This is a genomic window from Myxococcus sp. CA056 (assembly GCF_013336715.1).
Lineage (GTDB): Bacteria > Myxococcota > Myxococcia > Myxococcales > Myxococcaceae > Myxococcus > Myxococcus llanfairpwllgwyngyllgogerychwyrndrobwllllantysiliogogogochensis.
The window spans coordinates 47,770-71,523 of record NZ_JABUMT010000001.1; the positions used below are offsets into that span (position 1 = coordinate 47,770).

Below are 23,754 nucleotides of genomic sequence, written 5' to 3' on the forward strand. Positions count from 1 at the left end.
ACGGTTTCCCGCCATGACCGGTGTAGGCTCGGACGCCTCGCTGTTCACGAAGGAGCCACACACCGATGGCCGCGCAGACGATGGAGCAGCTCGTTTCCCTGTGTAAGCGCCGGGGCTTCATCTTCCCGGGGTCCGCCATCTATGGAGGCCTTCAGGGTACGTACGACTACGGTCCGCTGGGCGTCGAGCTAAAGAACAACCTGAAGCTGGCCTGGTGGCGCGCCAATGTCTGGGAGCGTGAGGACATGGAGGGCATCGACGCCGCCATCCTCATGAACAAGCTCACGTGGCGCTACTCGGGGCACGAAGAGACCTTCGTGGACCCGATGGTCGACTGCAAGAGCTGCAAGATGCGCTGGCGCGCGGACCAGATCGCCGGCAAGTGTCCGAACTGTGCCTCCACCGAGCTGACCGAGCCCCGCCCGTTCAACCTGATGTTCAAGACACAGGTCGGACCGGTGCCAGACCCCGAGTCGTTCTCGTACCTGCGCCCCGAGACGGCGCAGGGCATCTTCGTCAACTTCAAGCACGTGCTGGATTCGACCTCCCGCAAGCTCCCGTTCGGCGTCGCGCAGATAGGCAAGGCGTTCCGCAACGAAATCACCCCGCGCAACTTCATCTTCCGGGTGCGGGAGTTCGAGCAGATGGAGGTCGAGTTCTTCGTGAAGCCCGGCGAGGACGAGGCCTGGCACCAGAAGTGGGTCGAGGACCGCATCAACTGGTGGATTTCCGTCGGTCTCTCCCGCGAGAACCTGGTGCCGTACCACCAGAAGCCGGACGAGCTCGCGCACTACGCCAAGGCCACCGTCGACCTGCTCTACCGCTTCCCTCATGGGCTGGAGGAGCTCGAGGGCATCGCCAACCGCACCGACTATGACCTGGGCTCACACAGCAAGGACCAGGGCTCGCTCGGCTTGAAGGCGCGCGTGTCCCCCAACGGCCACAGCACCGAGAAGCTCACGTACTTCGACCCCGAGACGAAGCAGCACGTGGTGCCGTTCGTCATCGAGCCGTCCGCGGGCGTCGACCGTGGCGTGCTCGCGGTGCTGAGCGAGGCGTATGCCGAGGAGCAGGTGAAGCCCGCTCCGGCGGAGCGCCTGAAGCCCGTCGAGGAGGCGCTCGGCGCCTTCCTCAAGTCCGTTGGTCGCAACGAGAAGCTCCCGGTGGAGGCGAAGAACGCCCTCCTCGCCGAGGGTGAGCGAATCGCCGGCGCGCTCGGTGAGCGGCTCGCGTCCATGACCGGACTGCTCTCCATGCCGGGCGCGGAGAGCATCGAGGTCGCGAAGAAGCTCCGCGGGCAGGTCGACCCCGTCGTCGACGAGTTCTACCGGACGGTGCTGCACTTCAAGCCGCGCCTGGCGCCCATCAAGGTGGCGGTGCTCCCGCTGAAGAAGAACCATCCGGGCATCGTGGGCGTGGCCAAGGGCATCCGTCGCCAGTTGCAGTCCTCGGGCTCGATGCGGGTCGTCTACGACGACACTGGCGCCATCGGAAAGCTGTACCGCCGCCAGGACGAGATTGGCACCCCCTTCTGCGTCACGGTCGACTTCGACACGCTTGGAGATGGCGAGTCCGCTTCCTCGAAGGACACCGTGACGGTGCGCCACCGCGACTCGATGACCCAGGAGCGCGTGGCCATCTCCGAGCTCGAGGCCTACCTGCGCGAGAAGATGGCCTGAACGATGTTCCCGGGTGAGGCCTGCAACGGCCTCACCCCACCTTCACCACCGCGCGGCCGAAGTTCTCGCCTCGGAACAGGCCGGCGAACACGGCGGGCGCGGACTCCAGGCCCTCCACCACGTGCTCGCGGTGCTTCAGCGTTCCATCCTGGAGCCACGCACGCAGCGCCGCCCGCGCCTCACCGAAGCGCGCGGCGTAGTCGAACACCACGAAGCCCTCCATGCGCAGCCGCTGGATGATGAGGAACGGCGTGTTCTTCAACCCCGCGCGAGCCTCCGGCGGAACGCCGTAGTCCGCGACGAGCCCCGACACCACCACGCGGCCCTTCAGCGCCATGCACGTGAGCGCCGCGTCCAGCGTCGAGCCGCCCACGTTGTCCAGGTACACGCCCACACCCTGGGGACACTCCCGTCGGATGGCGGCGGCCAGGTCCTTCTCCGCGCGGTAGTCGATGCAGGCGTCGAAGCCCAGCGCCTCCACCACCCAGCGACACTTCTCCGGGCCGCCAGCGATGCCCACCACGCGAGCGCCCTGACGCTTCGCGATTTGTCCCGAGATGGAGCCCACCGCGCCCGCGGCGGAGGACACCAGCACCGTCTCCCCAGCCTGGGGACGCCCCAGCTCCAGGATGCCGAAGTACGCCGTCAGCCCGGGAATGCCGAGCACGCCCAGCTCCGCCGAGGCGGACTCCGGTCCAGGGTCCACCTTGCGAAGTCCCCGCGCGCTCACCACCGCGTGCTCCCGCCAGCCCCAGCCTCCCACCACCACGTCTCCCACGGCGTAGCGCGTGTCACGGGACGCCAGCACCTCGCCCACCGTCGCACTCCCGATGACCTCACCCAATTCGAGGGCCGGTGCGTACGAGTCCACGCCCCCCAACCGGGCCAGCGTGCCCGGGTCCACGGACGCGAACAGCGTCCTCACCCGCAGCTCTCCGTCCCGAGGCTCGCCCACTTCCACGCGCTCCACGCGGAAGTGCTCCGGCTCGGGCAGTCCGGGGATGTGGCGCGCGAGGACGACTTGACGACTCGGGAGGGTGCTCATCGGCGGCTCCGGGTTCGAGGCGCCCCACCATCTTCCTTCCACCTCCCCGCTGGCAACCAGGAGTCAGGACTTCCTAGGCTGTCGGCCATGACGAGTTCCTTCCCACTCCCCGCCCATCCCCTGCTCGCCACCGCCGTGGAGCTCGCGCCGCGCCTGTCCGCGCGCTCCGCCGAAATCGAGACCGCGCGCCGGCTGCCCGAGGACCTCGTCGCGGAGCTGACTCGCGCCGGCATCTTCCGGATGATGATTCCGGAGACGTACGGTGGGCTGGAGCTCCACCCCGCGCTCTCCTTCCAGGTCATCGAGGCCCTCTCGCGCGCGGACGGCGCCACCGGCTGGTGCGCGATGATTGGCTCCGCCACCGCGCTGACGGCGGCGTGGCTCCCGGAGCCCGTGGGCCGCGCCATCTTCTCCGCGCCGGACATCATCACCGGAGGCGTGGCCGCGCCCCTGGGCCGCGCCGAGCGCGTCGAGGGTGGCCACCGGCTCACCGGCCGATGGGCCTGGGCCAGCGGAAGCCAGCACTGTCACTGGCTCGTGGGCGGCGCGCTCGTCACCGAGGGCGGCAAGCCGCGCATGGTGCGCGAGGGCGTGCCGGAGACGCGCCTGTTCTTCCTCCCCGCCAGGGACGTCACGCTCCACGACACGTGGTTCGCCTCCGGCCTGTGCGGCACCGGCAGCGGCGACATGGAGGTGAAGGACCTCTTCGTCCCGGACGACCACGGCTTCTCCTTCTTCGCGCCGCCCCACGTCGCGCGCCCGCTGTATGGCTTTCCCTTCGGCCTCTTGGGCCTGGGCATCCCCGCCGTGGCCCTGGGCATCGCCCGGCGCGCCATCGATGAGCTGACCGCGCTGGCCCGACAGAAGACGGTGGTGGTGGAGCGCAGGCTGCTGGCCGCGCGGCCCGCCGTACAGGAGGCCGTCGCCGAAGCGGAGGCCGAGGTGCGCGCGTCCCGCGCCTTTCTGCTGGAGACGATTCACGCCCTCCATGACGAAGCCACCCGAGGTCCCGTCTCCGTGCGCGGCAGGGCGGACCTGCGCCTGGCCATGACGCATGCCACGCGAAGCTCCGCGCGCGCGGTGGACCGGATGTACGAGGCCGCGGGCGGCCCCGCCGTGTTCCACACCAGCGCGCTCCAGCGCTGCTTCCGCGACGTCCACACCCTCACCCAGCACGCCATGGTGGCCCGGCCCACGCTGGAGCTCACCGGCGGAATCCTGCTGGGCTTCGACCCGCCCACCCCGGTGCTCTGAAGAAAAGAGGGCCCGGCCTCCCTGAAGCGCTGGGAAGAGGCCGGGCCCCATCAGGCGACGACGTGTCGCCTCCCCCTACTGCCGAGCCATCACCGTCTTGCGCTCCTTCTGCTCGTCGTGGAGGTGTTCACCGGACACGTCCACCACCACCTCGCGCAGCGTGCCGCCCCGGAACGTGAAGGGTGGGCGGTACATCGTGCTCACCGACGAGTTGTCATCCCGCCCGCACGTCAACCCCTCACCCAGGCTGATGAGCAGCGGCATCGTCGAGGAGATGTCGCTCTGGGCGACCAGGTCCCCGTCGATGAAGAGCTTGCCGCGTCCCGGCGCGCCCTTGCCGGCGTCGAGGTCCGGCTCCCCCGTGGGCTCGAACTCGAAGCGCAGCTCCGTGCGGCCGGCGGGTATCTCCATCGCCGACTCGATGTGGAACTCCCGCTCGCCCACGAAGTTGTAGACGTAGTGCAGCTTCCGGTCCTGGATGAAGAAGGTGTAGCCGCCCGTAATCCCGCCGTGGCTGAGCAGCACGCCCTCCGCGTCTCCATCCACGTCCACCTTCGCGGTGATGGAGTGCGGCCGGTTGAGCACATGCACCGCCACGTTCTCCGGCGCGGGTGAGGTGTGCGGCCGGTAGACGTAGCGCTTGCGGTCCTTGGTGATTTGCGGACGCTCCGCGGCGAACACCGCCCGGTCCAGCGCCGCGAGCGGAAGGACCTTGTAGCGGCCCGCCTCCACGTACCAGAGGGCAATCATCTCGATGAGCTTGCCCCGCTCTTCTTGGGCGAGGTTCTTCGTCTCCGAGCAGTCCTCCGCCACGTGGTACAGCTCCCACCCCTCCGCGTCGAGCTTGCGCAGCCGCTCCTCGGTGATGGCCGACTCGCCGAACGCCTCGCCCGCCTCCGTGAAGGACGGCCCGGGGAAGGGGCACACCGCCCGCCAGCCGTCATGGTAGATGGCGCGACTGGTGAACATCTCGAAGTACTGCGTGTGGTGGTGGCTCTCCGCGCGCGCGTCGTCGAAGGAGTGGCGGAAGCTGACGCCCTCGATGGGCGACTGCGTGACACCCCGGATGTCCTGGGGAGGCTCCACGCCCAGGCAGTCCAGCACCGTGGGCACCATGTCGATGGCGTGGCAGTACTGCGTGCGGACCTCGCCCCGCGCGCGGATGCCCTTGGGCCAGTGGACGATGAACGGGTCCGTCGTGCCGCCCCGGTACACCTCGCGCTTCCACCGGCGGAACGGCGTATCCCCGGCCCACGCCCAGCCCCACGAGTAGTGATTGAAGTACTTGGGCCCACCCAGGTCGTCCATGGCCGCGATGTTCTGCTCCAGCGACTCCGGCGTGTTGTTGAAGAACTTCAGCTCGTTGACGGAGCCATGGGGCCCGCCCTCGGCACTCGCGCCGTTGTCGGAGATGACCATGATGAGCGTGTTGTCCAGCTCACCGCTCTCCTCCAGGGACTTCAGCAGCCGGCCGATGTGATGGTCCGTGTGCTCCAGGTAGCCCGCGAAGACCTCCATCATCCGCGCATAGAGGCGCTTCTCCTCGGGCGGCAGGCTGTCCCACTCCGCCACGTCCGGGTCATGTCGGGACAGCTTCGTGCCGGGAGGGATGACGCCGAGCTTGAGCTGACGCTGGAACACCTTCTTGCGGAACTCGTCCCAGCCGTCGTCGAACTGGCCCTTGTACTTGTCCACCCACTCCTTGGGGACGTGATGCGGGGCGTGCATCGCGCCCGTGCAGAAGTACATGAAGAACGGCTTGTCCGGCGCCACCTGCTTGGAGTCCGCGATGAAGTCCACGGCGCGGTCCACCAGGTCCTCGGTGAGGTGGTAGCCCTCCTCGGGAGTCTTGTGCGGCAGCACCGGATGGTTGTCGTGGACGAGGTCCGGGTAGTACTGGTGCGTGTCGCCGCCAAGGAAGCCATAGAACCGCTCGAAGCCACGACCCAACGGCCAGCGGTCATAGGGCCCCGCCGCGCTCGTCTGCTCCGTGGGCGTCAGGTGCCACTTGCCCACCGCATACGTGTTGTAACCCTGTTTCGACAGCATCTCCGAGAGGAACCCGTTCTCGAAGGGGATGGTGCCGTTGTAGCCCGGGTAGCCGAGGGAGACCTCGGTGATGGTGGCCATGCCGTTGGAGTGGTGGTTGCGGCCGGTGAGGATGCACGAGCGCGTGGGCGAACACAGCGCGGTGGTGTGCATGTTGCTGTAGAGCAGGCCGCCCTTCGCCAGCTTGTCCAGGTTCGGCGTGCGGATGGGCGAGCCATAGCAGCCCAGGTGCCCGAAGCCCGTGTCGTCCAGGACGATGAAGAGGACGTTGGGTGCGCCCGCCTTCGCGCGCAGCGGTTGGGGCCACGCCGGAGACGACTGCTCCCACGTCCGGCCGATGGTGCCAGGGAAGGTGCTGCCGGGTTTGTATTCCTTGAGCGACATGGTGTGCCTCCGCGAAGTCGTGCCCGTGGGGCCACCGTCGCGCGTCCTCGGATGTTCCAGACGGACACGTCCCGACCCCGAGGGTCAGAAATGGGCACACCCCCGGACACTGACCGCTGCCCCCGGGACGGACCCGAGCAGGCAAGGCCCGGCCCGCCAGCCCCTGGCACCTCGCGGATGGAGGGAGGCTAGAGCCAGCTCGCGGAAGCCTGCCCCAGCTCGGCCAGCACGCGCTCCGCGGCCTTCACTCCGAACCAGTTGGCTTCCTCGAAGAGGGCCAGCCCACCCAGGTCCGTGTGCGCGAAGTGCAGATGGCGCCCCACGCTCTCCTGCGCGGCCCGGCGCTCCGGTCCCCACATGAAGCCCGGCGTCGGCCGCACCATGGCGTGGCCCCAGCGCTGCACCTCCAGGCGCTGCGCCTGCTGGGCGATGCCCGGGTGCGCCGGACGCATGTCCGCCATGACGAGCGCCTCCCAGTCCGCGTAGCTGGCGGAGAGCGCCTTGGTGCGCTCGGCCTTCACGTCCGCGCCGGCCATGGGCAGGTACCACGTGAGCACCGTGGGGCCGTTCTCGTCCTGACGCAGGCGCTGATGCGTGGCCACCACGTAGCCCAGGCTGTTGCTCTCCTGGAACACGTTGTCCCAGGCCAGCGGGAAGCCTCTCGACACCGGCGGCGACGACAGCGTCAGGTTGGCCACCACCCACGGCGCGTAGGTGAAGGCCTCCAACCACGCCGGCCGCGCTGTCCGCCACGGCGCCACCAGGTGCGCCGCGAGGAAGCGCGGGCACGCGAGCACCACCTGTCGCGCCTGGAAGGAGCGAGGCTTGCCCGTGCGAGCATCCAACGCGTCCACCCGGCAGCCCTGCTCGCCCGGCTCCACCGTGTGCACCAGCACGTCGCGCTCCACCGCGCGGGGAGGCAGCGCGGAGAGCAGTTGGTGCACCAGCCGGCCATTGCCCTCGGGCCAGCTCAGGAAGCCCTCGCTGCGCTCGCCCTGCCCGTCCTGGCGCGCGGCGAAGTACCAGATTCCGGCCCACGCGGAGATGTGCTCGGACGTGGCGCCGTAGTCGTCGCGGCACGCGTAGTCCACCAGCCACTTCAGCCGCGTGGAGCGGAAGCCCTCGCGCGCAAGCCAGGCCGCCATGCTCAGCGTGTCCAGCGCCGTCCATTCGGCGTCGTCGCTGGAGCGCGCCGTCGGCACCGCGAACGCCTTGCGTCCCTTCGCGTCCCGGGCGGCGGCGAAGGCATTCATCCGCGCATCGAAGCGCTCCAGCTCCGCCAGGTCCTCCGCCGTCGCGCCCACGCGCAGGTAGAGCCCGTCGTACCAGTGGCCCCGGTAGAAGTGGCGCTCCTCCGGCTCCTGGATGAGCAGCGTCTCCTCGAAGGTCGGCAGGCCTTGCGCGTCCACGCCGGACACCGCGCCCATCTCGCGAAGCAGCCGCACCACCGGGCCCCTGTCCTCCAGCGGCGCCGGCAGGTAGTGCGCGCCCCAGGGGAAGGCCGATACGGAGTTGCGCCCCGAGCGCGACGTGCCCCCGGCCTCCGACTCCAGCTCCACCACGCGCACGTCCTTCACGCCCGCGCCCGCCAGCCGCCACGCGGCGGACAGGCCCGCCACGCCCGCGCCCACCACCAGCACGTCCACCGTTTCGAGCGTCTCCGCGCGAGGCAGCGGCCCGCCACGCAACCGGTGCCCCACCTCCACCGCGCGGTCGACGACAGCGCCCGGAATGGGGGCACGGGGCTGCTCGCGCTTGCACCCGCTCGCCACCGCCGAGCCGAGGAACGCGGCGACCAGCTCTCGCCGCGTCAGTTCCACCGCCGCCACTCCTCCTCGTAGTAGTGCACCAGCACCTGGTTGTTCAGCCGGTTCACCTCCACGGGCAGGGGGCTCATGTCCGGAGGGAACAGCGTCAGCGACTCCAGCGTGGGCAGGTCCAGGAAGCGCAGGCCCTCCGGCAGCGGCCGGTGGTGGCCGGGGGCCTCGTGGGACACCAGCACGTAGCCCCACTCGCCGAACGAGGGCACCAGCGCGTGGTACGGCTGCGTCCAGAAGCCCGCGGCCTTCAGCGTCGTCTCCACGCACCAGAAGGAGCGCCGGGCGAACAGGGGGCTGGTGCTTTGCACCACCGCCACCCCGTCCTGCGCCACCCGCTTCTTCAGGAGCTTGTAGAAGCCCGTGGTGTACAGCTTGCCCAGCGCGAAGTTGTTCGGGTCCGGGAAGTCCACAATCACCACGTCGTAGCGCTGGTCTCCCTCCATCAGGAACTGCATGGCGTCCGCGTTGACGACGCGCATGCGCGCATCCGTCAGCGCGTTCCCGTTGAGCTTCGCCAGTTCGCCGTAGCCCATGGCCAGGCCGGTAATCGCCGGGTCCAGGTCCACCAGCGTGACGGAGCGGACCTCCGGGTAGCGCAGCACCTCGCGCGCGGCGAGCCCGTCGCCACCGCCCAGGATGAGCACGTGCTCGATTCTTCCCGCGCGCACCATGGCCGGGTGCACGAGGGACTCGTGGTAGCGGTACTCGTCCACGCTGGCGAACTGGAGGTTGCCGTTGAGGAACAGCGAGAAGCCCCGCTTGCCACGCGTGAGGATGATGCGCTGGTAGGGGGAGCTGGACGCGTGCACCACGTCGTCCGCGTAGAGCTGGTCCTCGTAGAACGTCGTGAGCCGGTCTCCGAGCACGAAGCCCACCACCAGCAGCACCGTGAGCAGCACCGCCTTGACGCGCAGGCGCAGCGGGTTGCCCAACAGCGGCGCGAGCAGCCACGTGCTCCACAGGCCCACCGCCGCGTTCAGGATGCCGAACAGGAGCGAGGTGCGCACCAGCCCCAGCTTCGGCACCAGGAGCAGCGGGAAGGCGACGCTGGCGGCGAGTGCGCCCAGGTAGTCGAGCGACAGCACCTGGCTGACCAGGTCCTTGAACTTGAGCTGGTCCTTGAGGATGCGCAGCAGGAGGGGAATCTCCAGCCCCACCAGCGTGCCGATGATGATGACGCTGCCGTACAGCGCCACCTGGAACAGGTCCGTCAGCGTGAAGGTGAGGAACAGCACCGGGGCGCACAGCCCGCCCAGGAGCGCCACCGCCAGCTCCACCTCCACGAACCGCTGCGCCACCCCCTTGTCGATGTAGCGCGACAGGTAGCTGCCGATGCCCATCGCGAAGAGGTAGCCACCGATGACGGTGGAGAACTGGGTAATCGAATCACCCAGCAGGTAGCTGGCGAGCGCCCCGACGACGAGCTCGTAGACGAGCCCGCACGTCGCGATGACGATGACGGTGATGTACAGCAGCGTCTTGTTCACGTCGTCACTTCACTTCTTCTTCGAGCGGGAGTCCCCGCCCCTCAACCACCGATGGCCGCGGCCACGATGATGGACAGGCCGAGGATGAAGGAGCCGATGACGATGCCGACCGCCGTGTTCTGGTCGACCTCCAGCTCCTTGTGCACGTCGAACGGCATGATGAGGCGGATGACGAAGAAGCCCGCCACGAACACCGCCAGGCCAATGAGCGAATAGATGACGCTCGCCAGCACACCCTGCCAGCTCACGACGACGCCGAGTAACAGCATCACTTCCCTCCCTGAAAACCACCGGTCCACAACAGGATGCCACCCGGGCCTCGGCGCACGTTGCCCGGCACACGGTCCCTCTCCTCACTGGTGAAGGGCGACCACCCGGACATCATCATGGCCGTGTAACCCAGCAGCACCAGTCCACCGAACCACTTCATGCCGCGCCTCCGTGTCGTGCCATGCGCGTCTATTCCGTCAGGTTGCTGTCCGCCCACCGGCGCGTCTCGAAGCCGTGGGAGCGGACGAAGGCGAACACCGGCGCCAGCAGCATCAGCACCAGCGCCACGCAGAGCCAGGTGCCATTGGGCGTGTCGTGCACCAGCTTCACGCTGTAGTTGCGCACGCTCGGCCGGGGTGACGCGTCGAAGGCCGCCGTGGTGCGCAGCACGTACTTGCCCGCAGGAAGCGCGGACAGGTACAGGCTGTCGCTCGGGCTGCCCTCGCTCCAGAAACCGTCGCTGTCGTTGCCCTGGTAGTAGCTGAGCTCCTGGTAGAAGCTCACCACGTCACCCGTCTCCTGGTTCACCAGGTCGCCCTGCACGCCCATCCAGGCGTTGCTGAGGCCCGCGGCGACCTCCACCTTCATGTTGCCGCGCTTGGTCAGCTCGAAGGGCGCGCTGAACTTCATCGCGGCGGGCGTCCCAGAGGCCGCGTCCGCAGGCACCGTCACGTTCTCCTGGAGCACCACCTCTTCCCTCGAGTTCACGGAGAAGATGCCCGACAGCACCAGCAACCCCAGAAGCCAGAGGAAGGACCACAGCATGGTGGAGCGCATGCCCGCCGCGTAGGGATTGGGCTGGCTGGGGAGGATGCCGTACGTCGGCCCCACCTCCTTCAGCTTGAACGCCTCCTTCACCACCTCGGGCTGCAGGTACTCGCCATACGTGTACGTCACCTCGTCCTCGGTGGCGTCCACGTTGATGGAGTACGGCGGGGACACGTACTCGGCGGCCTCGGCGTACTCGCCCGCCGTCACCTCCCAGTAGAACTCGCCCTGCACGTTCTCCGTGACGGCGTGGACGTTCTGGAAGGCCTTGTAGCGGCGGCCCTCGAAGTACGCGGACGACAGGGGCGACAGCTCCACGTCACCGGCCGCCAGCGGCTCCAGGAACACCCAGTGGCCGTTGGAGAGCATCAACCAGACGAAGCCCTTGGACTTGTGGAAGAGCAGGTACTCTTCCCACGGGTAGCGCACGCCCTCCACGGTGCAGGAGCGCACCAGGAAGCCGATGCACATCCACTCGGTGTTCTTCAGCGTGCCCTTCGCCCCCAGGGGGATGATGGGCGCGTGGTCCGGCTTCTCCAGGAGCCGCAGGAAGGACAGCTTGCCCTTGCTGACGTCCAGGAGCGCGCCGCAGAACGGGCAGCCCACGCGCAGGGACTTGTCCGGGGCCCGCAGCTCCAGGGGGCCGTTGCACTCGGTGCAGCGCGCCTGCTGGAGGTCCACCTTGCGGCGGGCGCGCGGGCGGAGCTGCTCGGCGGGAATCCCGAGCTGCTCCAGCTTGAGTCGCTCGCCGATGAAGACTTCCGGGTCCTTGTTCCGCGTGCCGAAGTCGAGCGTGACGAAGGCGCCCTTGGAGCCGGTGGCGTCGACGTAATAGGAGTCCTGCGTGGGGTCCACGTCGCTGGGGAGCTGCCCCTCGGCGGCCACCACCTTGCCGTGGCCGCGCTCCTCCACCACCCAGACGCGGTTGCGCAGGCGCAGCCGCTCACCGGGGTGCAGGTCCGACAGCGACACGCCCTCTTCCACACCCGCTTCCAGCAGCAGGTGGAAGGCGCCCTCGGACTCGCTCACCCACGCGGTGCGGCCGTCGGAGAACTCCACGTACCATTCGTCCCACGGGCCCGCGCCATGGTCCTTCTGGAGGTGGCCCACGACCTGGAACGCCGTGCGCGCGTAGCGCCCCTCCGCGCCCAGTTGGAGCGGCGAGTCGGTGACGACGACGCGGCCAATCTTCCCGTGCGACTCGAAGTCCGCGCCCTTACGGGCCACCACCGTCTGGCAGTGGCCACACACCACCACCTGCGCCGAACCGGCGGTGAACTCCACATCCGCGCCGCACGACGGACACCTCCCCTGACTCACGCCATCACCCCCCGCTTCAGCTCCCGCACCTCGCAGGAGGCCGCCTTCAGGTGACGCGCCAACAGCGACTCGAAGTCGGGGCGCGTCCTGGGGCGGCAGCAGTAGACATTGAGCGCGGCGAAGCCATGCTCGGGGAAGGTGTGGATGGCCAGGTGACTCTCCGCAAGCAGCGTCAGTCCGGTGATGCCACCGGGCTCGGGGAATACATGCCACTGCGGCTGGCCCACGACCTTCAAGTCGAGCAGGACGAGGAGCTCCTCGAAGAGCGCCGCCAACGCCGCCGCGTCCTTGAGCAATCCAGGCGAGCAGCCGCTCGCATCAACCAGCCACTCCTGTCCGGTGGTCAGCTTCGAAGTCCTCCCGCCTCTGCTGGACTACTTAGCACGAGAGGCGACGCACGAAAGCCGCTCGCGCCAGGGCCCCGGATGTTGGCGCCGCGCCACCCCTTGCCGGTACGCTTCCGCGTGAAATGACGCAGCGGTCCTCCCCCGAAGTCCCCGCGCCCCCTCCCCCCATTTCCACGCCCTCGCCGCCTCGCGAGCCGGGTGCCATCGCCCGGCTGACGCGGGGGCTCCGAGGACTGCCCGCGGCGCCGCGCTGGTGGGGCCCTGGCTGCGGTGGCATGGCCGGCTGGCTCAAGCGCGTGCCCGCGGGGATGACTCCACCCACGGTGGACCTGACCCGCCGCTTCCACGACCTGCTGCGAGCCGTGCGCGAGGGCGAGCCCGTGCTCCCGGACGAGGCGCGGCGCCATCAGTACGTGCTGGTGCGCGGGATGCTGGGGGACGAGCTGCCCGGCTACCTGCTGGACAACGTGCAGCGACTGGAGCGCCGGGGCCTGGACGTGCTCGAGGCGTCGGTGGACACGGAGGGGTTGCTGCTCGACAACGTCGCGGTGCTGCGCGAGGCGCTGCTGGACGCGGAGCACTTCGGCCGCTCGGTGGTGCTGGTGGGCCACAGCAAGGGCGGCGTCGAGTGCACCGCCGTGCTCGCCCTGTACCCGGAGCTGCGCCGGGTGGTGCGCGCGGTGGTGACGCTCCAGGCGCCTTATGGAGGCTCGTCCATCGCCCATGACCTGGCCTCGACGCCGGACATGCGCAGGCTCATCGACTTCGCCTTCCCGCTGCTGTTCCACGGGGTGTCCCGCTCGGTGGAGGAGCTGTCCTATCCCCAGCGCATGGCGTTCATCCGCCAGCACCCCTACCCGGCGGACATCCCCACCGTGTCGCTGGCCACCTCGCGGCTGTCCCGCTTGTCGTCGCTCTATCCGCTCCAGCGCTACCTGGACGAGCGCTACCGCTACGCGTCCGACGGCATGGTGACCGCGCTGGACGCGGAGGTGCCTGGCGCGCGCGTGGTGCGACTGGACGACATGGACCACGCGGAGGCCGCGCTGCGCGCCTTCCCGGGACTGGGCCGCTACCACCCCGGCGATGTCACCGAGGTGATGGTGGCGCTGGCGCTCCAGACGCCTTGAAACCACCGCCGCGATGTCAGGTCGGCGGCGTCAGCGACACGCGCCGCATCACGCTGTCGATGGTGGCGAAGTGCAGCGCCAGGTCCTCCACCCGCTTGGCCAGCAGGGTGTCTTCCTTCATCGCGCGGATGAGGTCCTGGCGGGAGACGCCGGACAGCCCGGCCAGGTCGGCCACCAGCGCATCCACGGCGCCCTTCGCGAGCTTCACGTGGTCGCGCGCGGCGATGGCCCGGAGCGCCAGCGCCAACGTCAGCCGTCGCTCCGTGTCCGCGCGGGTGAGGGGCTCCCTGAGCCAACCCTCCAGCGCCTCCTGAAGCTCGTTCGGCTGGAAGTCCTTGCGAATCAGCATGGGGCGTTCGGTCTCCGCCCAGCGGCGGCGAATCTCCTCGTCCACCAGCGCGGGCGTCAGCGTCACCTTCGTGCGCGACACCACTTCGTCCAGCACGCGCTCCTGGGTGAGCCGGTCCATCTCCTCGGTGCGCTCGCGGGCGAGCGTGTCACCCAGGTGGGCCATCACGTCGGTGAGGGTGCCCAGCCCCAGGCGCTTGAGCAGCTCCGGCGAGTCATCCTCCAACAGCTTCAGCTCGGAGGCCGCCTTCACGTCGAGCAGGAAGCGCGCGGTCACGCCGCGCAGCGATTCCACCACGTAGGTGTCCGGCAGCTTCAGCTCGATGCCGAAGGACTGGCCCACCTTCGCGCCCACCAGCGCCTCGAAGAAGCCGGGCAGCAGCGCGTCTGGCGCGACCTCCGCGCGCCAGTTCTCCCGCGCGGAGTAGGGGATGAGCCGACCGTCGGCGAAGCCGAGCACGTCCAGCAGCACCTCGTCGTCGGGCCCCACCGCCTCGCCCGCCAGTCGCTCACGGCGGTCGGCATGCTGGCGGCGCAGCGAATCGAAGCGCTCCACCAGGGCCTGCTCGTCGATGGGGCCGGGTGCGACCACGGCCACCGTCAGCCCTTCCAGGGACGGCGCCTGCACGGTGGGGAGGGAGACAGGCTCGGTGCTGCCCAGCGACAGCGACGCGGGCATGCGCTTCATGATTCCGAGCGCGTGCAGCTCGGCCAGCGAGCGCGCACCGCCACCCTTCGGGTCGTTCTGGGACGTCATGCTTCCTCCGCTCCGGAAGCTCCGGATAACACAGAGCGGAGGAGGCGCGCGGCGCCTAGAAGAACGCGCCCACGAAGCTGGACACCGTCGAGACGACGGCGCCCGCCTGGCTGACCACCGGGATGTTGGTGGCCGCGGCGATGGAGCCCAGCGCGGTGACGCCGGCGGTGACCTTCTTGCCCACCGCGGCGTTCGGGTCCGCGAGCGTGCTCGCGGCGGCGGCGGTGTCCGCGGCGGCGATGGCGACGTTGAGGCCCGGCGCGAAGCGGCCCGCGGCCCTGGCCACGGCCGTGCCGCCCCCCTGCAGCGCGGTGCGAGCGGCGTTGGCGCCCAGACGGCCCGCGTCCTCCAGTCCCTCGCCCGCGGCGCGAGCGGCGGCGTGACGCGTGACCTGGCGGGACGAGCCCTGCGCGGCCTCGGACGCGGCGGAGGTCGCCACGCGGTTCGCCACCGCGCCCGTGGCCTCCGGAGCGGCCTGCGTGAAGGCGGTGCGCGCCGCGTTGGCCGCCGCGCGGAAGTTGCTCACGTTGCCCGCGAGGTCCAGGCCCCCCTTGGCCACGTTGAGGCCGGTGGACGCGAGGCCCGACACGGAGCCGAGCGCCCTGTTGGCGGACTCGCCGGACGGGTTGCGGAAGGCATCGCGCACGTCGCGGAACGACAGGTAGGCCGCGCCCGGGAGCTGCGCCACGCTGGCCGCCGTGGACACGCCGCCGGCCCAGCGGGCGCTTCGGGTGTTCACGCCTTCCACGGTGGTGCCGGTGAGCCCCGTCTCGAGCGGTCCGAAGCGGATGGGGCCCTGCGTGCGACGCACCTGGGTGGCGCCCACTGCGTCGGAGAACTGCCTCACCCCGTTGGTTCCCCGGGCCACCTCGTTGCCAAGCTGTTCCCAGCGGTCCGACCTCGCGGCGGGCGGCGCCAGGACGTCAGCCCGGGGCGCCGGAGGCGGCGCGGCCGACGGCTGTGCGGGCCGCGCGGTGGGAGCGGAACTCGGGGCGGTGGGACGAGGCTCGATGGGCGCCAACTCAGGACTCCAGACGCAATTCAGGGTGTTCTGTGGGGATCATCGTGCCCTGGTTCCAGATGTTGCGTCGACCCGGGTCGCTGGCGGGCGATTTTGCCTCCCAGACAACGCCCTGCCCGCGCGGGACGACGTAACCCCCTGTAATCCGGCGGAGGTCGGGTAATCTGCGCGCCCCATGAACATCCGAATCCTCAGCGCCCTCCTCCTGTGCCTCACCGTCGCCGCCTGCAAGGACTCCGAGAAGAAGGAATCCACGGGTGGTTCCACCCCCGCCTCGGCCACCCCCAAGGCCCCCGCGCCCGCAGCGGAAGGCCCGGGCGAGTGGATGAAGAAGGCGTACGGCGGCCAGGACATCCAGGCCACGCTGGAGACGAACCAGGGCCCCATCGTCGTGCGGCTGTTCTCCAAGGACGCGCCGAACACGGTGTCCAACTTCGTGGGGCTCGCCACGGGTGAGAAGACGTGGACGGACCCTCGCAACGGTGAGCGCGTGACGGGCAAGCCGCTGTACGACGGCGTCGTCTTCCACCGCGTGATTCCGGGCTTCATGATTCAGGGTGGAGACCCCACGGGTTCCGGCCGGGGTGACCCGGGCTACCGCTTCGCGGACGAGTTCCAGAGCGGCCGCACGTTCGACAAGCCGGGCCTGCTGGCCATGGCCAACGCGGGACCGGGCACCAACGGCAGCCAGTTCTTCATCACCACGTCCACGCCGAGCTACCTCAACAACAAGCACACCATCTTCGGCGAGGTGGTGAAGGGTTATGACGTCGTGGAGAAGATCTCCAAGGTCGCCACGGGCCCGGGCGACCGCCCTGTGGACCCCGTCATCATCCAGAAGATTACCCTCGCGGACGCGGCCGGCGCGCAGTGATGGACCGACGCAACCTCCGACGCGTGGCCACGCGCCTGGGCGAGCTGGACTGCCAGGTGGTGGACGGGCTCGCCGAGGGCACCGTGCCGGACCTGGCGGTGATTCTCTGCCACGGCCTCGGCGCCGCGGGGACGGACCTGGTCTCGCTGGTGCCGGAGCTGATGGCCATGGAGCCGGTGCTGGCGGAGCGCGTGCGCTTCGTCGTTCCTGCGGGCCCCCTGACGATGGCCCAGTGGGGCATGCCCCAGGGGTGCGCCTGGTTCCACCTGCCCGAGGCCTTCATGCGCGGACAGATGCGGGATTGGGAGGCCTACTCGAAGGAAGTGCCCGAGGGGCTTCCCGCCGCCCGTCGAGCCCTCATGTCCGTGGTGGACGCGTTGTCGACCACGTCGAAGCTGCCCTATGGACGCATCGTCCTGGGCGGCTTCAGCCAGGGCGGCATGGTGACGACGGACGTGGCCCTGCGGCTGGAGGAACGGCCGGCCGGGCTGTTCATCCTGTCGGGCACCCTCATCGCGGAGGCGGAGTGGAAGCAGAAGGCCCAGGCCCGGCAAGGGCTGCCGGTGTTCCAGGGCCACGGCCGTCACGATGACGTACTGCCCTTCGCGACGGGCGAGCGGCTGCGCGACGCGCTGGTGCAGTCGGGGCTGTCCGTGGACTTCTTCCCTTTCGATGGACCGCACACGCTGGACGTCGAGGAACTGGAGCGGCTGGCCGCGTTCCTGAAGGCGCGGCTGGGGGACTGAGGCATGTACCACGCGAAGGAGTTCACGGTGCCCACGCAGGGGCGCGGCTTCACGGACATCACCCGGGACGTGCAGCAAGCGGTGGCGGACAGCGGCGCGAAGCAGGGCCTGTGCACCGTGTTCCTCCACCACACGAGCGCGTCCCTGATTCTGTGTGAGAACGCGGACCCCGACGTGCGCCGGGATTTGGAGTCCTTCTTCGCGCGGCTGGTGAAGGACGGGGACCCTCTCTTCGTGCACGACGCGGAGGGGCCCGACGACATGCCCGCGCACGTGCGCACGGTGCTCACGCAGAACTCGCTGAGCATTCCGGTGAAGGACGGCGCGGCGAGCCTGGGGACGTGGCAGGGCGTCTACGTCTGGGAGCACCGCGCCTCGCCCCACCGCCGACGCGTCACCGTGTCGGTGGTGGGCTGAGCGTCAGCGCAGTCCGCGCGTGCTGGCGACGACGCGCACCTTGCGCTCCTTGAGGGGGATGCGCGCCTGCCCCCGGATGCGCACCCAGGAGCCGGGCGATTCGGGCGTGGCGTGCACCATGGACCAGCCGGTGGGGACCTCCGGCGCGGCCCAGCCGTAGAGGGCCCGAGCGTCCCTGGGCGCGAGGTTGACGCAGCCGTGGCTCATCGGCTCGCCGAAGCGGTCATGCCAGTAGGCGGTGTGCAGCGCGTAGTCCTCCTCGAAGAACATGGTCCACGGCACGGTGGCCACGCGGTAGGTGTCATTGCCCGCGGTGCCGTTGCCCGTCATGTCGGCCTCCGCGAATTTGATCCACACGCGGTAGAGGCCCTCGGGGGTGTCCGTGCCGGGCTTCCCGGAGGAGATGAGCGTGGCGTAGACGGGGCGCTCGCCCTCGTACGCGACGAGAACCTGGGCATCCAGGTCCACGTCGAGCCAGCGCGCGCCGGGCTCCACACCGGGGGGTGCGTGGGTGAACCAGGCGACGTGGAGGTCCTCGCGCGCCACCCAGTGGTCCTCCGCGATGAGCACCCAGTTGCCGTCGGGAGACAGCTCGCGCACGGCCACCAGGGTCCGAGGGGGCAGCACCGTCTCCCGAGCGGCCTTCGCGTCCGGGGCCACCTTCACCTCGATGGGCGCCGTGGGCTTCACGCGCGACTGGGCCCAGGCGAAGGGCGAGGACAGCTCCGACAACTGGTCCGCGTCCACGCCGACGAAGGCGGAGGGCCGGTACTCTCGCAGGACGCGGGCCTCCAGGTACTGGCCATCCGTCGTGCGCCAGAAGGTGCGTCGACCCACGCGCACCTGTCCGCGCAGCTGCACCGTCACCGAGCCCTTCAGCAGCACACCCCTTCTGCGCGAGCGGGCCAGGGCGAGGCTCGGGTAGGCGCGCACGCGCTTGCCCACGACGCGGGCATAGGTGCCGGGTGTCAGCTCGCCTTCGCGCAGGCGGGGCAAATCCCTGACGCGAGGCTCGCGGAAGTTGCGCTCCAGGTAGCGCTCGCAGACCCAACCACGGGGCTGGATTTCCACCCAGGTCTCGCACTCGGGGCCACGCATGGCCGTCTCGCCCTTCCAGAGCACGCGCATGTCCTGGGCCACGGTGCCCAGGGGAGGCGCGTCCTGACGAGGCGCGGAGCGGACCGCGATGGAGCGCCGCACGCGCAGCGAGCCCGCGTCGGGCTGATAGGGAATCGCGACGGGCTCGGTGCCCGCGTCAGCGCCGCTGGCAGTGGGGGTGCCGGAGGTGTCTTCGTCGGGCTCCAGGGATGGGTCGTCGAGCACGAGGCTGGTGTCCTCCAGCGGCTCACCATCCGGGCCGAGCACCAGCTCCACGCCCGGGTTCCGCTTGTCGGGGATGACGACGAGCTGCTCGGCGGGTGGAGGCGGTGACTCCTCGGGGTCCACGATGGGGGCGTCCTCGTGGCGCTCGGGCTTGGGCATCGCGCTGAGCGCGGGGTCGATGGCGAGCGAGGGCTCGTCGTGCGCGGAGGAATCGTCCTCCGAGTCGCGGGAGTCCGAGCCTGGACGCGCGGCGGAAGCCGGACGCGAGGGTCCCCCATCCGTGTCGAGCACGGGCGCGGTCCGATTCCAGGCGGCGAGCAGGTCTCCGGGAGTGGAGGCCACGGGAGCCTGGCTTCCCGCCACTCCGGACCGTGGCGTGCCACCGTCTTCCGAGCCGACTGTCTCAGCGGAGGTGAGCCCGTTCGGCACGGGGCCATGAGCGGGCACGGCGGCATCTCCCGCGGGAACCGTCGTGCCCGCGACCTGAGCACCGTTCGCCCCCGCGGAGGGCGACACCACACCGGGCCGAGCCTCTACCGTCGGAGCCGCTGGACTGCTTGGGACAGTCGCTCCCGTGGGAGGCGACACCGTGCTTCCAGCGACGGTCGGAACCTCTGCCATGGGAGACACAGCACCCCCTTGGATGGTCGCGCTCGACGTCGGAGATATCGAGCTTCCCGCGACCGTCGGAGGCTGAGCCGAGGGTGCCACCGGAGTCGCTTGGACACTCCCGCCCAAGGGAGGCGACACCGTGCTTCCAGCGACGGTCGGAACCTCTGCCATGGGAGACACAGCACCCCCTTGGATGGTCGCGCTCGACGTCGGAGACATCGAGCTTCCCGCGACCGTCGGAGGCTGAGCCGAGGGTGCCACCGGAGTCGCTTGGACACTCCCGCCCAAGGTCGGAGACATCGAGCTTCCCGCGACCGTCGGAGGCTGAGCCGACGGCGCCGCTGGACTGTCTTGGACACTCCCGCCCGAGGTCGGCGCGCCAGCGCCTCCCGCCACGGTCGAGGGCGCCACTGGACTCCCCTGGACGGTCGCATCCGCAGGAGGCGACACCGGGGTTCCCGCCACGGTCGGCGCTTCCGTGGGGAGAGACGACGGGACTGCTTGCTTCCCTCCTCCCTCTTGGACGAACTCCGTGGGCGCGGAGGGATTGCCTGTCGTGGGGAGGGACGGGCTCGGCGCTACACCTTCAACGGGAGAGGGGGAATCCTCCGTCTTCGACGAAGGCGTGCAGGCGATTCCAGGCAGGAGAAGGGCGAGCTGAAGCCAACGTCGCATGTGGACGACACGGTACGAGGGCTCGCCCGCTTGCTCAACGTCGTCCGAGGTGGGGCCGCCTGCGCGCGACTCCGCGCGGGTGCGTAATCCGTGCGGTCCTGACGGTGGATGTCACATGCAACGGAATGGAGGGGCCCTGCCCGTCTCCCGCACGAGAGGAATCCCCTATGGCCCCGGATACCCCGAGACATGTCTCACGTGAGACATATCCCGCGTCACTCGGCCCCGCGCTCCTCGAGCCTACCGGGAGGTGGAGCGGCTGCGTCGCGGTGCCTTCCTGGTCGGGAGTGGCGAGGAAGGAGCCACGCTCGCTCCGGCGGTGATGAGCCGCAGCTCCGCGAGTGCCACGCGCACATGATGCGCGAGCTCGTGCTTCTTCGTGTCCTCGACCCAACGCTCGAACGCGCTCTTGAAGATGGCGATGCCCGCTTCGGCGACCAGGTTGGCCACCGTCTTTTCGACGCCACGTCCCCGGAGGCTCTCCGCCATCGCCGAGGCGAGTGACGCGAGTTTGATCAGCTCGCGCTCCCGAAGCTCCGCGTGCGCCAAGATGAGCGGTTGCCGCTTGGATGCGTGCGCACGGCGCTCCTCGAATCCCGGCGAGAGGGCCTCGAGCGCGGCGGCGACAACATCGATGGGAGCCATCCCTTTCGGAGCATCCGCGATGGCGTTGACGATGAGCGCCTCGAGTTCCTTCGAGCGCGAGAACAGGACCTCTCGCTTGTCAGCGAAGTAGCGAAAGAATGTCCGCTCGGTGAGCCCCGCACGCGCGGCGATCTCCTCCACCGTCGTGCGGTCGTACCCGCGCTCCTGGAACAGCTGCATCGCAGCGTCTTGCAGGCGTTCGAGCGCGTTCGGTTCCCAACGACCCATGGCGCCACCCTACCTGATTGCAGCGACTGACATCAGGTGTTAGAAGTCATGTCAGCTTCTGACATCGGAGGTTCACATGCGCGTCTTTGTCACGGGTGCATCGGGGCACATCGGTTCCGTGGTCATCCGCGAGTTGCTCTCGGCCGGCCACCAGGTCGTCGGGCTCGCCCGCTCCGACTCCTCGGTCGCCGCCCTGAGGTCCGCTGGCGCGGAGGTGCGGCGAGGCAACCTCGATGACCTCGAAGGTCTGCGGGAGGCCGCTGCCACCGCGGATGGCGTCATCCACCTCGCGTTCAAGCATGACGTGGCCTTCACCGGCGACTACGCGGGTGCGGTGATGGCCGACCTCCGCGCCATCGAAGCGATGAGCGCGGTGCTCGAGGGCTCTGGCAAGCCGTTCGTGGGCACGGCGGGGACGCTCGCGCTGGCTCATGCCGTGCTCGGTCGCCCTGGCACCGAACATGATGCGCTCGCGGGCGGCCCCCGCATCGACGCGGAGAATGCGGTGGTCGCGCTCGGAAAGCGCGGCGTCCGGTCCTCCGTCATCCGCCTCGCGCCGACGGTACACAGCTCGCTCGACCATCAGGGCTTCGTCCCGTCGCTCATCGCCATGGCACGAAAGAACGGCTTCGCCGCCTACGTCGGGGACGGCGCCAACCGCTGGCCGGCGGTGCACACGCTCGACACTGCGCGACTCTACCGATTGGCGTTGGAGGTCGCGCCCGCGGGCTCTCGCATCCACGGGGTCGCCGAGGAAGGCATCTCTTTTCGCGACATCGCCGAGGCCATCGGCCGTGGCCTCGGACTACCGGCCAGGAGCGTCTCGACTGGAGATGCGAGCAATTACCTCGGCTTCCTCGCCGCCTTCGCCCAGCTCGACAACCCCACGTCCAGCGCGCACACGCGCGACCTCCTGGGCTGGCAGCCGACACATCCGGGGCTGCTCGCCGACCTCGCCGAGCGCCACTACTTCGAGCCTGCGCCCTCCGTGTGACACGAGGCGCGATGAACGCGAGCCCGGCGCAATGAGCGCGAGCCCGGCGCGATGAGCGCGCGCCCGACGCGATGAACGCGCGCCCGACGCGATGAACTCTCGGCGCCCCGGACCGTGGCGTTGCCCGGAACGAGGGCACCGGTTCAGCGCAGCAGTCCGATGATCTCCGCGGGGAACGCCGTGCCGGAAGGCCAGAGCACGTAGGCCGCGCCCCGCGAGTGCTGCCACGCGCGCCAGAGTTCGTCGCGCTTGTATGTCACGGACACCGTCTCGTCGGTCTTGAACGCGGGGTCATTGCACACGACATCGCCTTCGGGCGTGAAGCCCTTCAGCACGATGAGATGCCCATCCGAGCTGCGCACGGGCGAGCCGGTGAGCTCCCCCTCCTCGTAGGCGATGCTGATGCTGACCGGAATGCCCGCGGCGATGAGCCGCTCCACCTGCGCGAAGCCATCCAGGCGCAACACCGCGCCGTGCAGCGCCCCGTCACCGATGGCGGAGGCATACGCCGTGTTGAAGGCCCAGTTGCCCGTCCCCTTGTAGACCCAGTCATAGGTCCGGTCGGCGGACGAAGGCACCGTCGTGGTCAGCTCGGGCCGCCCCAGCTTCCGCCCCCAGTACCCAAGCAACATCGTGGTGGACGTGGGCGAACACCACACGGGGCCACCCTCGGGGTACAGCATCTGCGAGTGGCCGGGCACCTCCAGCACGGTGCCCCAGGCCGCCCGGTCCGACGACGCATCCGCGACGACACCTTGCTTGTCGCTCACCGCCGCCGTCAGCGCGCGAACCCGAGGCGTGGCCTCCGGCTGCGACGAGAACAGCCACACCGTCATCCGCAGCGCATTCGCGCGACGCTTGAGGTTGAGCGTGTCCGTGTACACCTGACCGTCCGCGTCCCCCTGCCCGTCCACGCTGTGCCGGGCCACGGGCACCTTGTCGAAGGCCCACACGCCCAGCTCGTAGTCCTTCGTCCAGGCGCCCTCGATGCGCGCGGCGAGCGTCACCTTCACCCAGGTGCCCGGGGGCGTCTGCGCATCGAAGGACGGCACCACGCTGGTGAAGCCGCCCGGCACGAGCTGGACCTCGGAGACGGCGCTCCCCAGCCGGTAGGTTGCCTCGTGATAGCGCGTGCCACCGTCCTCGTTACGTCCCGTGGGAACGGGCACGCTGTCCGTCCGCGCCGACGCGTCCAGCACCAACGCTCCATCCCCGGTGAGCGCGGTGCCCTCGCGCGTGAAGCGCTCGAAGTCGCGCTCCACGGCGCTGCGCCGCCACAGTCGAGCCGGGGGCCCCGGCTCGTCCGAAGGTGAGTCCTCACGACCTTTCTGCTGCGAGACACAAGCCGTCTGCGTGGAAGCAAGGAGAAGAGCCAGCGTCGACAGGGAGCGCGCGTTCACGGCGCGGAGTCTGCGAAACCGGCCCCACCCAGCACAAGGCGCATCGCAGCGTTGGCGCACTCCACCGACGTGACGTCATGCGCCCACGACGTTCATTCTCAGGCGCAGCGGAATGACACGCACCGAAGGGTCCTCACCTGAACGGTGACGAACCAGGCGGT

20 protein-coding genes are annotated in these 23,754 nt (G+C 69.7%); 7 read left to right on the forward strand and 13 right to left on the reverse strand.

The window, feature by feature from the left end; translation table 11 throughout:
* The first annotated feature begins 65 nt into the window (after nucleotides 1-65).
* Nucleotides 66-1,679: a glycine--tRNA ligase gene (locus HUA76_RS00195; RefSeq protein WP_141647613.1), complete on the forward strand. Its 1,614-nt coding sequence runs from the start codon at nucleotides 66-68 to the stop codon at nucleotides 1,677-1,679.
* A 31-nt stretch (nucleotides 1,680-1,710) separates the two neighbouring features.
* Here HUA76_RS00195 and HUA76_RS00200 read toward each other — a convergent pair whose 3' ends face one another.
* Complete coding sequence (locus tag HUA76_RS00200; RefSeq protein ID WP_174459669.1) at nucleotides 1,711-2,724, reverse strand: NADP-dependent oxidoreductase; 1,014 nt, start codon at nucleotides 2,722-2,724, stop codon at nucleotides 1,711-1,713.
* Nucleotides 2,725-2,811: 87 nt separating this feature from the next.
* On the opposite strand from HUA76_RS00200, the gene HUA76_RS00205 reads away from it, so the two are divergent.
* A complete protein-coding gene (locus HUA76_RS00205; protein WP_174459670.1) occupies nucleotides 2,812-3,978 on the forward strand; it encodes an acyl-CoA dehydrogenase family protein in 1,167 nt (388 codons plus the stop codon).
* Between the two features lie 75 nt (nucleotides 3,979-4,053).
* On the opposite strand, the gene HUA76_RS00210 is transcribed toward HUA76_RS00205, so the two are convergent.
* The 7 genes from HUA76_RS00210 to speD all read right to left on the reverse strand — a co-directional run bounded on the left by HUA76_RS00210 (nucleotide 4,054) and on the right by speD (nucleotide 12,372).
* The gene (locus tag HUA76_RS00210) at nucleotides 4,054-6,411 is read right to left on the reverse strand and encodes an arylsulfatase (RefSeq protein WP_141647616.1); all 2,358 of its coding nucleotides are present in this window, start codon (nucleotides 6,409-6,411) and stop codon (nucleotides 4,054-4,056) included.
* Nucleotides 6,412-6,599: 188 nt separating this feature from the next.
* Nucleotides 6,600-8,231, reverse strand: coding sequence for an FAD-dependent oxidoreductase (locus HUA76_RS00215; RefSeq protein WP_174459671.1), 1,632 nt, complete (start codon nucleotides 8,229-8,231; stop codon nucleotides 6,600-6,602).
* Nucleotides 8,222-9,718, reverse strand: coding sequence for a polyamine aminopropyltransferase (locus tag HUA76_RS00220; protein WP_141647618.1), 1,497 nt, complete (start codon nucleotides 9,716-9,718; stop codon nucleotides 8,222-8,224). The genes HUA76_RS00215 and HUA76_RS00220 overlap by 10 nt, the downstream gene beginning before the upstream one ends.
* Nucleotides 9,719-9,759: 41 nt before the next feature.
* Nucleotides 9,760-9,987, reverse strand: coding sequence for a DUF350 domain-containing protein (locus tag HUA76_RS00225; protein ID WP_141647619.1), 228 nt, complete (start codon nucleotides 9,985-9,987; stop codon nucleotides 9,760-9,762).
* Nucleotides 9,987-10,148 carry a hypothetical protein gene (locus HUA76_RS00230; RefSeq protein WP_174454657.1) on the reverse strand — a complete coding sequence of 54 codons (162 nt, stop codon included), beginning with the start codon at nucleotides 10,146-10,148 and terminating at the stop codon, nucleotides 9,987-9,989. Before HUA76_RS00230 ends, HUA76_RS00225 begins: the two co-directional genes overlap by 1 nt.
* A gap of 29 nt (nucleotides 10,149-10,177) precedes the next feature.
* Nucleotides 10,178-12,076, reverse strand: coding sequence for a DUF4178 domain-containing protein (locus HUA76_RS00235; RefSeq protein WP_174459672.1), 1,899 nt, complete (start codon nucleotides 12,074-12,076; stop codon nucleotides 10,178-10,180).
* The gene (gene speD, locus HUA76_RS00240; protein ID WP_246137686.1) at nucleotides 12,073-12,372 is read right to left on the reverse strand and encodes an S-adenosylmethionine decarboxylase; all 300 of its coding nucleotides are present in this window, start codon (nucleotides 12,370-12,372) and stop codon (nucleotides 12,073-12,075) included. Before speD ends, HUA76_RS00235 begins: the two co-directional genes overlap by 4 nt.
* A 173-nt stretch (nucleotides 12,373-12,545) precedes the next feature.
* Between speD and HUA76_RS00245 the strand changes: the two genes are divergently transcribed.
* Nucleotides 12,546-13,553, forward strand: a complete 1,008-nt coding sequence (locus HUA76_RS00245) for a lipase (RefSeq protein WP_174454655.1) — start codon at nucleotides 12,546-12,548, stop codon at nucleotides 13,551-13,553.
* Between the two features lie 16 nt (nucleotides 13,554-13,569).
* On the opposite strand, the gene HUA76_RS00250 is transcribed toward HUA76_RS00245, so the two are convergent.
* Together HUA76_RS00250 and HUA76_RS00255 are read right to left on the reverse strand one after the other, a co-directional pair.
* Complete coding sequence (locus tag HUA76_RS00250) at nucleotides 13,570-14,658, reverse strand: peptidylprolyl isomerase (protein WP_174459673.1); 1,089 nt, start codon at nucleotides 14,656-14,658, stop codon at nucleotides 13,570-13,572.
* 55 nt (nucleotides 14,659-14,713) lie between these two features.
* Nucleotides 14,714-15,679 carry a hypothetical protein gene (locus HUA76_RS00255; RefSeq protein ID WP_141647426.1) on the reverse strand — a complete coding sequence of 322 codons (966 nt, stop codon included), beginning with the start codon at nucleotides 15,677-15,679 and terminating at the stop codon, nucleotides 14,714-14,716.
* 175 nt (nucleotides 15,680-15,854) lie between these two features.
* Here HUA76_RS00255 and HUA76_RS00260 point away from each other — a divergent pair, with 175 nt between their 5' ends.
* From HUA76_RS00260 to HUA76_RS00270, 3 genes are read left to right on the forward strand one after another with little or no spacing between them, the layout of a single operon-like run.
* On the forward strand, nucleotides 15,855-16,553 hold the full coding sequence (locus HUA76_RS00260; protein ID WP_141647427.1) for a peptidylprolyl isomerase: 699 nt from the start codon (nucleotides 15,855-15,857) through the stop codon (nucleotides 16,551-16,553).
* A complete protein-coding gene (locus tag HUA76_RS00265) occupies nucleotides 16,553-17,299 on the forward strand; it encodes an alpha/beta hydrolase (protein WP_174459674.1) in 747 nt (248 codons plus the stop codon). Before HUA76_RS00260 ends, HUA76_RS00265 begins: the two co-directional genes overlap by 1 nt.
* Nucleotides 17,300-17,302: 3 nt before the next feature.
* Entirely contained in the window at nucleotides 17,303-17,716 is a 414-nt protein-coding gene (locus HUA76_RS00270; RefSeq protein WP_141647429.1) for a secondary thiamine-phosphate synthase enzyme YjbQ, read from the forward strand.
* Between the two features lie 3 nt (nucleotides 17,717-17,719).
* Here the strand turns inward: HUA76_RS00270 and HUA76_RS00275 are convergent, their stop codons facing one another.
* Together HUA76_RS00275 and HUA76_RS00280 are read right to left on the reverse strand one after the other, a co-directional pair.
* Nucleotides 17,720-19,381, reverse strand: a complete 1,662-nt coding sequence (locus HUA76_RS00275) for a L,D-transpeptidase family protein (RefSeq protein WP_371823410.1) — start codon at nucleotides 19,379-19,381, stop codon at nucleotides 17,720-17,722.
* 1,185 nt (nucleotides 19,382-20,566) lie between these two features.
* Complete coding sequence (locus tag HUA76_RS00280) at nucleotides 20,567-21,199, reverse strand: TetR family transcriptional regulator (protein WP_174459675.1); 633 nt, start codon at nucleotides 21,197-21,199, stop codon at nucleotides 20,567-20,569.
* A gap of 76 nt (nucleotides 21,200-21,275) precedes the next feature.
* Here HUA76_RS00280 and HUA76_RS00285 point away from each other — a divergent pair, with 76 nt between their 5' ends.
* Nucleotides 21,276-22,193 (forward strand): SDR family oxidoreductase, encoded by a 918-nt coding sequence (locus tag HUA76_RS00285; RefSeq protein WP_174459676.1) that lies wholly within the window; start codon nucleotides 21,276-21,278, stop codon nucleotides 22,191-22,193.
* A 143-nt stretch (nucleotides 22,194-22,336) separates the two neighbouring features.
* Here the strand turns inward: HUA76_RS00285 and HUA76_RS00290 are convergent, their stop codons facing one another.
* Nucleotides 22,337-23,593 (reverse strand): peptidase C39 family protein, encoded by a 1,257-nt coding sequence (locus HUA76_RS00290; RefSeq protein ID WP_174459677.1) that lies wholly within the window; start codon nucleotides 23,591-23,593, stop codon nucleotides 22,337-22,339.
* Nucleotides 23,594-23,754 lie beyond the last annotated feature (161 nt).